Consider the following 10,499-nt stretch of genomic DNA (forward strand, 5'->3'; position numbering starts at 1 on the left):
CGCCGCCGGTGTCACTGCTGTAGGTCGACTTACGCCACTGTGCGTCGGCCAGGTTGCTCGTGCTCAGGCCCACACCGTTCCTCCATCACGCGGGCGATCAGTGCAGCCGACTCCGCCACCGGGAGGGCGGCGGCCTGCAAGTGATCGGAACGGAGTGAACCCTCCCTGAGCGCCTGCGGGTTGGCGGCCATGTGACCATGCACGAAATCCTCGGTGTAGACGAGGTCCGGGTCGTCGTCGAAACGCAGCAGGTCGAACGCACCCATCAGCCTCGCATGCGCCCCCGCCTCGAACGGCAACACCTGGACCTTCACCCACTCCCGGCCCTCCAGGTCCAACGGGTGCTGAAGTTGAGCCCGCATGACGTCCCGTCCGCCGATCTCCTGGTGCAACACCGCCTCACTCAACACCTGTGCCGCTCGAAAATGCGATTCAGTGGTGCGTGCTGCGGCGATGCCGTTCCATCAGGCGGCGTGGTGGTACTCGTTGATCAAGTCCCCCAGGACGGACCGTCGCCGGATCCCGTGGGTCTGGAGGCCGGTCACGGTGGCCGGGGCGGGTGATTCGGGCCTGTCCGGGGGCAGTTGCTGCCGGGATTGGTGGGGCGGTGCCGGTTGTAGTGCCGGATGTACTGGGTCATTACTGCCACGGCGTGGGCCTCGTTGTAGATCAGGATCCGGTCGAGTACCTCGCGGCGGAGGGTACCCACGACTCTCTCGCAGATCGCGCTGGCCCTCGGTGCCCGGGGCGGGCTGAGCAGGATCTCCACGTCGTCGGCCTTGAAGACGGCGTCGAAGGTGCGGGTGTACTTCGTATCCCGACCCCGAAGCAGGAAGCACAGCGAGTCCATGCGGCACCCCAGCGTCATGGTGAGGTTCCTGGCCTGCTGAGCGGTGAGGTGGGCGGTGACGCCGACAAGGTGGACGCGGCGGGTGCCGTGCTCGATGAAGACCAAGGCGTACAGGCGCTGGAGCGAGATGGTGTCGAGGGTTAGGAAGTCAGCGGCGAGGGTGCCGTGGGCCTGGGCCTTCAGGAACTTGTGGGAGCACCTTAGTGACTCTGCCACCTAGTCACGCTCCTACCCGAGCCTCATGGTATGCCCACCGTCTCGAGCGCATTCCGAACCCACACGCCGCTGACGGCACGGACGGGAGAACCTCGAACACACCTGAGCGGGAGAGGTATTCCGCCACCCGGGCGAAGACGCAGCACACTCATGACAGCCCAGTACCTCCACGCCCCACCCTGCGCGCACTCCTACACCCGCCCCGGGCCACGGGACCGTGACATCCACCGAGAACTCTTCTCGTCGAATTCCAGGAGGATGTTCATGACCGCATCCCGCCTCGCCCGCGGACGCCTCTACCGCTCCTGCGGCTGCCGCGATGCCCAGCGCAAGCAGTACGGGCCACGCTGCCCACACCTCAAGACCGATACCCAGCACGGCAGTTGGGCGTACGCCGTCGACCTGCCCGACACACCAGGACGACGCACCACCCGACGCCGCACCGGATTCGCCAGCCGCACCGAAGCCGAGCGCGCCCTGACCTCGTTCACCACCGGAGAGGCCACCGGCGTCTACGAGGAACCACGCCTGACCGTCGGCACCTACCTCGAAGAATGGCTCACCGGACGCGAAGAACACCTCAGCCCCTCCACGCCCGCCGGCTACGCCCGGGCCGCCCACTACGACCTACTGCCCGGCTTCGGCCCACTACGCCTGCTCGACCTGCTCGCGCCCGGCACGTCCAGGAATGGCTGACCCACCAACGCGCCGCCGGACGCGGCCCCGTCACCCTCTACCCCACCGCCGGCACACTGCGCACCGCCTCAACGCCGCCGTACGCACCCGGCGCCTGGCCTACAACCCCGCCGCCTACGCCGTACCAGCCCGGACCGCCGCACCCGAACGCAGCTGCCGGACGCCGGAACAGGCAGCCGCGTTCCTGCGGTACAACGCCACCGCCTACACCGACCAGGTCACCGACCTGTTCGAGCTGATGATCGGCACCGGACTGCGCCGCCGCGAGGCACTCGGCCTGCACTGGCACGACGTCCACCTCGCCGAACACCGCCTCTACGTGCGCTGGTCCCTGACCGCCATCGGCAACAACCACCTCCACCTCGGCCCACCCGAGACCCCGATGTGGCGACGAAGATGATCGCGGCCAGTACCGCGCGGTCATCAGCTCGCCGACGGCCGCCGCCTTGCGGCCTCGTGGGGATCGGCGGTCTCACCGCCCGGAATAGCTCCCACAGTCCTTCCGGCACCAGCTCCTCAACGAAGGCCATCGAGGGCAGCCCCATCCGTTGGTGCCTCACTTGCCAGCCGATCAGCGACCTTCCGAGGCGCTCCGAAACGCGCCAGGTAGTGCCACACCTTCTTGACTGCCTGAGAGTCATGGAGGCCGGCGCGCGCGGCATCTCCGATGATTCGAGGATCGAGTACACCGTCGACCGCGATCTGCATGCCCAACTCGACGTACTCCTGGCCGCGGAAGTCGGGGTGACGGCGAAGTTCCTGAACTGTCAGACGGAACCCGCGGTGCCACTCCACGGGGCAGCCAAGGCGCAGGGCCGCGGTCTCGACGGCCGTGCCTTGGTAGCAGGGGTCCAGGACCAGCGCCTCCACATGGCAGTTCGGCCGCACCGGGCCGTGTACCTGGGCCTCGATGTAGTCATCGAGATCGTCCTGGCGGTCGGCGAGAGCTAGCTCGATGAGCCCCATCCGGGACGCCACGCCAAAATCCGAGGGCTCAAGGAAACTGTCCGGGTAGCAGAACGTGGTCCGCGTCAGGGTTTCGGCACTCAGCCGGAAGTGCGCGGAGCCGAACCGTGGCGCTCCGCCGACCAGCTTGCGTCGGAAGTTCAACGCCCCGTAAACAGGCCGCTCATGAACAGGCGCATCGTCGTATGCTCCGCTGAAGATCCGGCTTTCCCAACGCCAACGGTCTCCACCGGGATACGCGGTCAGTCCGCCGTTACTCGTCCCGGTGACGAACTGCGAGCGATAGACGCCGTCCTCGGCCAGGGAGTCCAAGAGCAGCTTGCCGTGCAACAGACGGTCCGGGTGGAAGTTGAGGGTCACCCGCAGCGACGCGTCGATCGGAGGGCCCGACGCCAACTCCGCGACATGTCGAAGGGCACGTTCCTGCGCCGTTGGGGAGGTTCCAGAACTCATCCGGACAGTGTTCCTCAAGCTGATCAACCCGTGCACTCGGATTGTCTACCGGCGGCCAGCCCGGGCGGCACAGACCATTGATCGCCAATCAAGACGGTCTCTTAACTGCTAGCCGCCTACCGTGCGTACGGTACACGCGTGGATCGGCGCCACAGTCGACGACGCCGCCTTCTACCTGCGCGTCCGCAGTCCGGTCGTGTGGATCGAGGTCGACTGCCACGTGGCGGGGCCGCTGGGCGGCGCGTACCGCAAGAACCGGGCCGACGGAACGCACCAGAAGCACGTCCACTCCGCCATCCGCACCCCCAACGGCAATGACTACAGCCGCGAACTGCTGCGGCAGCACTACTTGACGTCTCCGCACCACCAGTGACGGCCACGGACGACGCGTCCTGTCAGGTGCTGGCCGCCAGCAAGGTCCGGGCAGCCACCTCGAGTCCTTCCAGCGGGCCCAGTTCCACGTCCTCGTGCTCGATGTTCACGGCCATCCCCGGGTCGACCCGGCGCAGCGCGTCCAGGAAATCGCGCCAGAAGGACTCGTCGTGGCCTCGGCCGATGGCTACGAAGTCCCAGCTCGACTCCGTGGGCCAGCGGTTCAGTGTCCAGCCTCCGCCGAGCCCTATGGGGTTCTCCGTCACCCGGGTGAAGCGGTCGTCGAGTACGCCGTTGACCCGGCACCGGTCGTTGATCCGGGTGTCCTTGGCTGCCGCGTGGAAGACCAGCGGGCCGAGGTCCTCGATCGCCGCGATGGGGTCGATGCCCTGCCAGAAGAGGTGGCTGGGGTCCAACTCGGCGCCGATGTGGTGTGCGGCGGTCCGCTGGACCAGGCGCTTGAGGGTCGCCGGGTTGAACACGAGGTTCTGTGGGTGCATCTCGATGCACACCTTGACTCCGTGTTCGGCGGCCAGAGCCTCGATGTCACGCCAGAACGGGACAGCGACCTGCTCCCACTGGTACTCCAGGGAGTCCAGGTAGGCGCTGTGCCACGGATTGACGTTCCAGGCGGGTGTCGTGCCGCCCGGCTCGGCGGCGGGCAGTCCGGACATGGTGACCACCCTGTCCACGCCGAGCAGCCCCGCGACCCGGATGGCGCGCCGCAGGTCGTCGGCGTGCCGGGGGCCGGCGACCGGGTCTGGGTCCAGCGGGTTGCCGTTGATGTTGAGGCCCGTGAGCTCCACTCCGGTGTCGGTGAAGACCTTCAGGTACTCCGCCGGGGCCAGCGCGCCCGACAGGAGGTCCTCCACCGGGAGATGAGGTGTGGGCAGGAAGCCGCCCGCGTTGATCTCGGCGCCGGTCAGGCCGAGGGAGGCGATGGTCTCCAGGGCTTCGCGGAGCGGGCGGTCGTGCAGGATCGCGGTGTAGACGCCGAGCCTCATCCGACGAGTTCCTTGCGGATCCGGTCGAGCATGAACGCCGAGGAGTCGCGGGCGCGTTCCTCCCAGGCGAAGACGCAGGCGGTGGCGACGCCGTCGAAGTTCAGCTCGCGCAGGGTGCCGAAGAAGGTGTCCCAGTCCACCTCGCCCTGGCCGATGTCCAGATGCTGGTGGATGCGGGCGGGGGTGCCGGGCGGGTTCATGATGTAGCGCAGGCCGGAGGAGCCCTTGTGGTTGAAGGAGTCCGCGATGTGTACGTGCTGGAGCTTGTCGCCCGCGTAGCGCATCATCGCCGCGATGTCCGCCTTCGGGTCCGCCCCCGACAGGTGGAAGGTGTGCGGGGCGCAGTAGAGGTAGTTCACCCACGGCTTGTTGATGGCGCGGACCAGGTCGACCGCGGGGGCGTTCTCCTCGCAGAAGTCGTCCGGGTGGGCCTCGAGGTTGAGGGCGATGCCCTCCCGCTCGAAGACCGGGAGCAGTTCCTCCATGGAGCGCCAGAACGCGGCCTCGCTGTCCGCGGCGCGTTCCGGCCGACCGTTGAACTCCGAGTTCATCAGCGGGACTTCGAGGTCCGCAGCGATCTCGATCATGCGCTTCCAGTAGCGGACCGCCGCCCGGCGTTCCGTTTCGTCCGGCGAGGACCACTTGTACAGCGGCAGCACCGACGACAGCCGCACCCCGTGCGTCCGCAGGGCGTTCTTGAGTTCGGCGACGCGGGCGTCGTCCGCGCGCGGGTGCAGGAAGAAGGGCATGAAGTCGTCGCGGGGCGACAACTCGATGTACTCGTAGCCGAGTTCGGCGACGGTGCGCACCATCTCGTCGATGGGCAGCGCACGGAACATGTACGGGTCGAGGGCGATCTTCACGCGGTGCCTCCGTAGAAGACGGGACGGGGCTTCATGTCGGTGCTGATAACGTCACCGGAGGTGAGGGCCTCGGCGGTGCCGCTGGTGATGACGGTGGCGGCGTAGCCGTCCCAGGCGGAGGGACCGGTGGGCTCGGCGCCCGCCGCGACGCCGGCGATCCACTCGCGGAACTCGGTGTCGAACGCGGCCTCGAAGCGCCCCACCCAGTCGGTGAGGACCTCGGTGCTGTGCTGCCCGGCCGTCCGCACGCCGACGGCCGCCGGGTCGGGCAGCCGGACGAGGCCGTCCTCGGCGACGACCTCGCACTGGATGTCGTAGCCGTACTGGCAGTTGACGAAGACCTCGAGGTCGATGCGGGTGCCCTTCGCGGTCTCGAAGAGCATGATCTGCGGGTCCTTGAGGTGTGCGAACCGCTTGCTCGTGGAGCGCGGGGTGACGACCTGGGTGGAGACGATTTCGTCGTCCAGGAGCCAGCGCAGTACGTCGATCTCGTGGACGGCGGTGTCGAGGGCGGCCATGTCGGAGGTGTACGACTCGGGAACGGTCGGGTTGCGGTGGGCGCAGTGCACCACCAGCGGCTCTCCTACGCGGCCGGAGTCGATGACGTCCTTCAGCTGGCGGTAACCGTGGTCGAAGCGGCGCATGAAGCCGACCTGGACGAGGCGCCGCCCGTGGGCGATCTCGGCCTCGGTGATCCTCAGGCAGTCCTCTGCCGTCGTCGCGAGGGGCTTCTCGCAGAAGACCGGCTTGCCCGCGGCGATCGCGTTCAGGACGTGCTCGGCGTGCGTGGGGCCCCAGGAGGTGACCAGCACGGCGTCGACGTCGTCGGCCGCGACGAGCGCGGCCCCGTCCGCGTACACACGAGCACCGGGTCCTGCGGCGGCCTGCGCGGCACGCTCGGCGTCGATGTCGGTGACGGCGGTGACACGGGCTCCGGTGACGACGTCGGTGAGGCGTCGGATGTGTTCCTGACCGATCCATCCGGCGCCGATGACCCCTACGCGCACTGTCATGGGGTGTCCTGCCTTTCTGCGGGCCCCGGGCGCGGTCGGCCCGGGGCATGGGTGGGTAAGGAGATGTCTGAAGTGGAGGGACCAAGCGGGGGTGCTCAGGAGAAGCGGGCCTTGAGGTCCGCCTCCAGGTTCTCGAGGCTGCGGCCCCTGGTCTCGGGCATGTACTTCTTTACGAAGGCGAGGGCGACCAGGCCGAGGGCCACGAAGAGGAAGAACGTGGCGGAGATGCCCATGCCGGAGACCAGCGAGGGAAAGACCAGGCCGATCGTAAAGTTGGTCAGCCACAGGACCACCGCGGCGACGCCCATCCCGAAGGCACGCATCCGCATGGGGAAGATCTCCGACAGCGTCAGCCAGGTCACCGGCGAGATCGCGCCCTGCTGGAAGGCGAGGAACGTGACCGTCATGGCGAGCACGGCGTACGCACGCCCCTCGCCCTCCGGCAGGACCAGGGAGAACACCCCGATCAGCAACAGTGCAGTGATCGTTCCGAGCTGACCGACCATCAGCATCGGGCGGCGGTTGACCCGGCCCAGCAGCCAGATGCCGACGAAGGTGGCGGTGACCGAGATGACGCCGTTGGCGATGTTGGCGGTCAGCGCGCTGTCGGAGGCGAATCCGGCGTCGGTGAGGATCTCCGTGCCGTAGTACATGATCGTGTTCACGCCCGTGACCTGCTGCACGATCGCGATACCGAAGCCCACGAGCATCAGTTTGCGGATCCAGGGGGTGGCCTTGAGGTCCTGCCAGCCGCCGAGCCCCTGCTCGTCGTCCTTCACGGACAGAGCGGTGACCTCGGCGAGTTCGGCTTCGGCGCGCTGCTGCGAGCGGACCTGCCGCAGCACCTTCAGCGCGTCCCCGAAGCGGCCCTGCGAGGCCAGCCATCGAGGGCTCTCGGGCATCACCAGCATGCCGAACCAGAGAACAACGGCCGGCAGCGTGGAGATCACGAGCATCCAGCGCCACACACCGCCGGACTCGCCACCCACCCGCGCGATGATCGCGTTGAAGGTGAACGCCAGCAACTGGCCTGTCACGATCATGAGTTCGTTGCGGGTGACGAGCGCGCCACGGCGCTCCGCAGGTGACACCTCGGCGAGGTACACGGGGACCGTCACGGAGGCGCCACCGACTGCGAGGCCGAGCACGAACCGAGCCACCACCATGAACGCGGTGGTCGGTGCGAGCGTGCAGGCCAGCGCGCCGACGAAGAACAGGACGGCGAGCAGCAGGATGTTGCGGCGCCGGCCGCGGGCGTCGGAGAGCCGCCCGCCGACGACGGAACCGAGAGCGGCGCCGAGCAGCAGTGAACTGGTCACCATGCCCTCGGTGAGCGGGCTGAGCCCGAGGTCGTCGCTCATGTACGGCAGCGCACCGTTGATGACACCGGTGTCGTAGCCGAACAGCAGGCCACCGAAGGTGGCGATGACGGTGATGACCCGCAGTCGGCGGCTCGCCGCGCGGTCCGACGTGGTGTCGGTCCCGGCGGGCGGGGCCGTGGGCGTGTCGTCCTTCACGTCCATGGCGGCCTCCTACCGGGTGAGGTTGGGGCGACGGGTTCCGGTCAGTCCGCATCCGGCGAGGTGCTCGCGGGTGCGTACGGCGATGGGCAACGGTGTGTCGGGGGCGCACGGGTACAGGTCCTGCTCGACCACGACGAACAACTCGGCATCCAGCTTGGCCAGTTCGTCGACGACGGAGGCCGGGTCCGGTACGCCCGCGGGCGGCGTCACGCACACACCGCGCTTGACGGCCTCGCCGAACGACAGGTCCTCGGCGGCGACCTGGGCGAGCACCTGCGGGTCCATCTGCTTGATGTGGACGTAGCCGACGCGCTCGCCGAAGCGGCGGATGAGGTCCAGGTTGTCGCCACCCCCGTAGGCGACGTGACCGGTGTCCAGGCACAGGTTCGTGTACCGCGCGTCGGACTCGTTGAGCAGGCGCTCGATCTCGGGCTGCGTCTGGATGTGGCTGTCGGCGTGCGGGTGCAGGACGAGGCGTACGTCGTATTCGTCGAGCAGCAGCTTGCCGAGCCGGTCGGCCGCCTTCCCGAACCCGGCCCACTGCTCGGCGGTCAGCTCCGGGGACTCCGTGAAGGCGCCGGTCTTCTCGTCGCGGTACATGGGCGGGATGAGGACCAGGTGGTGCGCGCCGGCCGCGGCGGTCAGCGTGGCGACCTGGCGGACGTGGGCGAGCATGTCGTCCCATGCCTCGGGGCGGTGCAGCGCGCCGAAGGCGGTGCCGCCGGAGACCTTGAGGCCCCGCTCGCCCAACTCCCCCGCCAGTGAGGCCGGTTCGGTGGGCAGGTAACCGTACGGGCCCAGCTCCAGCCACTCGTACCCGGCCTCGGCGAGTTCGTCGAGGAAGCGGGTGTACGGGACCTGGTGCTCGTCCTCGGGGAACCAGATGCCCCAGGAGTCCGGGGCCGAGCCGAGACAGAGGTTGCCGACGGTGGTGCGCAGCGGGGTTGGCGCCGTTGCCATGGTGTGCCCTTCGGTCGTGTCGGTGGAGCAGGTGGATGGGTGGATGGGTGGATGGGTGGATGGGTGGTGTGGAGTCTCAGTGCGACGTGGGGAAGCTGAACCCGGCGGCCGTGTGCTGGCGCGGCTGCGGCCAGCGGGTGGTGACGACCTTGGGGCGGGTGTAGAAGCGGACGCCTTCCTCGCCGTGCACGGGCGAGTCGCCGATGAGGGAGTCGTTCCAGCCGCCGAAGGAGTAGTACGACATCGGGACGGGCACCGGCACGTTGACACCGATCATGCCGACCTTGACGCCGCGCTGGAAGCGACGGGCGGCCTCGCCGGAGTCGGTGAACAGGGCGGTGCCGTTGCCGTAGGGGTTCGCGTTGATGAGGGCGACGGCCTCGTCGAGGGTGTCGACGCGGACCACGGCGAGGACCGGGCCGAACAGCTCGTCCTTGTACGCGTCCATCTCGGCCGTCACGTGGTCCAGGAGGGAGGGGCCGGTGAAGAAGCCGTTCTCGTGGTTCTCGACCTTGAGGCCGCGGCCGTCGACGAGGACGGTGGCGCCCTGGGCGGCGGCGGTCGCGACACCGTTCTCGACGCGCGCGACGGCGGCCTCCGTGATCAGCGGGCCCATCTCGGTGCCTTCGGCTTCACCAGGGCCGACCTGCACTTCGCGGGCCTTGTGCTGCAGGACCTCGACAAGAGAGTCGGCCACGTCGCCGACGGCGACCGCGACGGAGACGGCCATGCACCGCTCCCCCGCCGATCCGTAGGCGCCTGCGGTGATGTGATTGGCGGCGAACTCCAGGTCGGCGTCGGGCAGGACGACGGCGTGGTTCTTGGCACCGCCGAGCGCCTGAACCCGCTTGCCCGCCGACGTGGCCCGCTCGTGCACGTACCGCGCGATCGGCGTCGAGCCGACGAACGAGACGGCCTCGATCCCGGGGTGGCCGAGGATGGCGTCGACCGCGTCCTTGCCGCCGTGCACGACGTTGAAGACACCGTCCGGCAGACCGGCCTTCTTGTAGAGCTCCGCGACGAACTGGGCGGCGGACGGGTTACGCTCGCTCGGCTTGAGGATGAAGGTGTTGCCGGTCGCGATGGCAATGGGATGCATCCACAGCGGCACCATCGCCGGGAAGTTGAACGGGGTGATGCCCGCGACCACTCCGAGCGGCTGACGGAAGTTGTGCACGTCGACGCCGCGGGAGACCTGGTCGGAGAAGGAGCCCTTGAGGACGTCGCCGAGGCCGCAGGCGTACTCGACGACCTCCCGGCCGCGCACGATCTCCCCGCGCGCGTCGTCGACGGTCTTGCCGTGCTCGGCCGAGATGATCCGGCCCAGCTCCTCCTCGTGCTCGACGAGCAGCTGTCGGAAGGCGAACATCACCTGCGTACGCCGGCTCACCGAGGACTCGGACCAGCCCTCGAAGGCGCGGGCCGCGGCCTGCACGGCGGCGTCGACCTCCGCGCCGCCGCCGAGGGCGACGCGTGCCTGCTCGGCGCCGGTGGCCGGGTTGAACACGGGGACGGTGTCGCCCTGTACGGGTGCGGCCGCGCCGTCGATCCAGTGCTGAATGGTCTTCACGCTGAGGTTCCTT

Annotated in this window: 12 protein-coding genes and 2 pseudogenes; 3 read left to right on the forward strand and 11 right to left on the reverse strand. The window is 68.7% G+C overall.

All coding sequences use genetic code 11. The features are described from left to right. Positions 1 to 4: 4 nt before the first annotated feature. The 3 genes and pseudogenes from ACOKM3_RS07775 to ACOKM3_RS07785 all read right to left on the reverse strand — a co-directional run. Positions 5 to 52: pseudogene (locus ACOKM3_RS07775) on the reverse strand (hypothetical protein); the annotation flags it as partial. After that, entirely contained in the window at positions 30 to 455 is a 426-nt protein-coding gene (locus ACOKM3_RS07780) for a DUF5753 domain-containing protein (protein WP_426906731.1), read from the reverse strand. The pseudogene ACOKM3_RS07775 and the gene ACOKM3_RS07780, both read right to left, overlap by 23 nt. 86 nt (positions 456 to 541) lie before the next feature. Then, positions 542 to 1,066 (reverse strand): integrase core domain-containing protein, encoded by a 525-nt coding sequence (locus tag ACOKM3_RS07785; RefSeq protein ID WP_426898274.1) that lies wholly within the window; start codon positions 1,064 to 1,066, stop codon positions 542 to 544. A gap of 264 nt (positions 1,067 to 1,330) precedes the next feature. On the opposite strand from ACOKM3_RS07785, the gene ACOKM3_RS07790 reads away from it, so the two are divergent. Together ACOKM3_RS07790 and ACOKM3_RS07795 are read left to right on the forward strand one after the other, a co-directional pair. Then, a complete protein-coding gene (locus tag ACOKM3_RS07790) occupies positions 1,331 to 1,762 on the forward strand; it encodes a hypothetical protein (protein WP_426898276.1) in 432 nt (143 codons plus the stop codon). Continuing rightward, on the forward strand, positions 1,755 to 2,162 hold the full coding sequence (locus ACOKM3_RS07795; RefSeq protein WP_426907036.1) for a site-specific integrase: 408 nt from the start codon (positions 1,755 to 1,757) through the stop codon (positions 2,160 to 2,162). The genes ACOKM3_RS07790 and ACOKM3_RS07795 overlap by 8 nt, the downstream gene beginning before the upstream one ends. Here the strand turns inward: ACOKM3_RS07795 and ACOKM3_RS07800 are convergent. After that, a pseudogene (locus ACOKM3_RS07800) lies at positions 2,140 to 2,292 on the reverse strand (IS5/IS1182 family transposase); the annotation flags it as partial. The gene ACOKM3_RS07795 and the pseudogene ACOKM3_RS07800 sit on opposite strands and share 23 nt — an antisense overlap. After that, on the reverse strand, positions 2,279 to 3,181 hold the full coding sequence (locus ACOKM3_RS07805) for a DUF3626 domain-containing protein (RefSeq protein ID WP_426898278.1): 903 nt from the start codon (positions 3,179 to 3,181) through the stop codon (positions 2,279 to 2,281). The pseudogene ACOKM3_RS07800 and the gene ACOKM3_RS07805, both read right to left, overlap by 14 nt. 121 nt (positions 3,182 to 3,302) lie before the next feature. Here ACOKM3_RS07805 and ACOKM3_RS07810 point away from each other — a divergent pair, with 121 nt between their 5' ends. Then, positions 3,303 to 3,554 carry a DUF3500 domain-containing protein gene (locus ACOKM3_RS07810; RefSeq protein ID WP_426898280.1) on the forward strand — a complete coding sequence of 84 codons (252 nt, stop codon included), beginning with the start codon at positions 3,303 to 3,305 and terminating at the stop codon, positions 3,552 to 3,554. 22 nt (positions 3,555 to 3,576) lie between these two features. Here ACOKM3_RS07810 and ACOKM3_RS07815 read toward each other — a convergent pair whose 3' ends face one another. The 6 genes from ACOKM3_RS07815 to ACOKM3_RS07840 form a co-directional block, all read right to left on the reverse strand. Beyond that, positions 3,577 to 4,557, reverse strand: a complete 981-nt coding sequence (locus ACOKM3_RS07815) for a sugar phosphate isomerase/epimerase family protein (protein ID WP_426898282.1) — start codon at positions 4,555 to 4,557, stop codon at positions 3,577 to 3,579. Then, positions 4,554 to 5,420, reverse strand: a complete 867-nt coding sequence (locus tag ACOKM3_RS07820; RefSeq protein ID WP_426898284.1) for a sugar phosphate isomerase/epimerase family protein — start codon at positions 5,418 to 5,420, stop codon at positions 4,554 to 4,556. Before ACOKM3_RS07820 ends, ACOKM3_RS07815 begins: the two co-directional genes overlap by 4 nt. Continuing rightward, the gene (locus ACOKM3_RS07825) at positions 5,417 to 6,433 is read right to left on the reverse strand and encodes a Gfo/Idh/MocA family protein (RefSeq protein ID WP_426898286.1); all 1,017 of its coding nucleotides are present in this window, start codon (positions 6,431 to 6,433) and stop codon (positions 5,417 to 5,419) included. Before ACOKM3_RS07825 ends, ACOKM3_RS07820 begins: the two co-directional genes overlap by 4 nt. A 95-nt stretch (positions 6,434 to 6,528) precedes the next feature. Next, on the reverse strand, positions 6,529 to 7,956 hold the full coding sequence (locus ACOKM3_RS07830) for a sugar porter family MFS transporter (protein WP_426898288.1): 1,428 nt from the start codon (positions 7,954 to 7,956) through the stop codon (positions 6,529 to 6,531). Between the two features lie 9 nt (positions 7,957 to 7,965). After that, positions 7,966 to 8,916, reverse strand: a complete 951-nt coding sequence (locus ACOKM3_RS07835; RefSeq protein ID WP_426898290.1) for a TIM barrel protein — start codon at positions 8,914 to 8,916, stop codon at positions 7,966 to 7,968. A 76-nt stretch (positions 8,917 to 8,992) separates the two neighbouring features. Beyond that, entirely contained in the window at positions 8,993 to 10,486 is a 1,494-nt protein-coding gene (locus ACOKM3_RS07840; protein WP_426898291.1) for a CoA-acylating methylmalonate-semialdehyde dehydrogenase, read from the reverse strand. Positions 10,487 to 10,499 lie beyond the last annotated feature (13 nt).

It is taken from the genome of Streptomyces nidicola, from assembly GCF_050106155.1.
Lineage (GTDB): Bacteria > Actinomycetota > Actinomycetes > Streptomycetales > Streptomycetaceae > Streptomyces.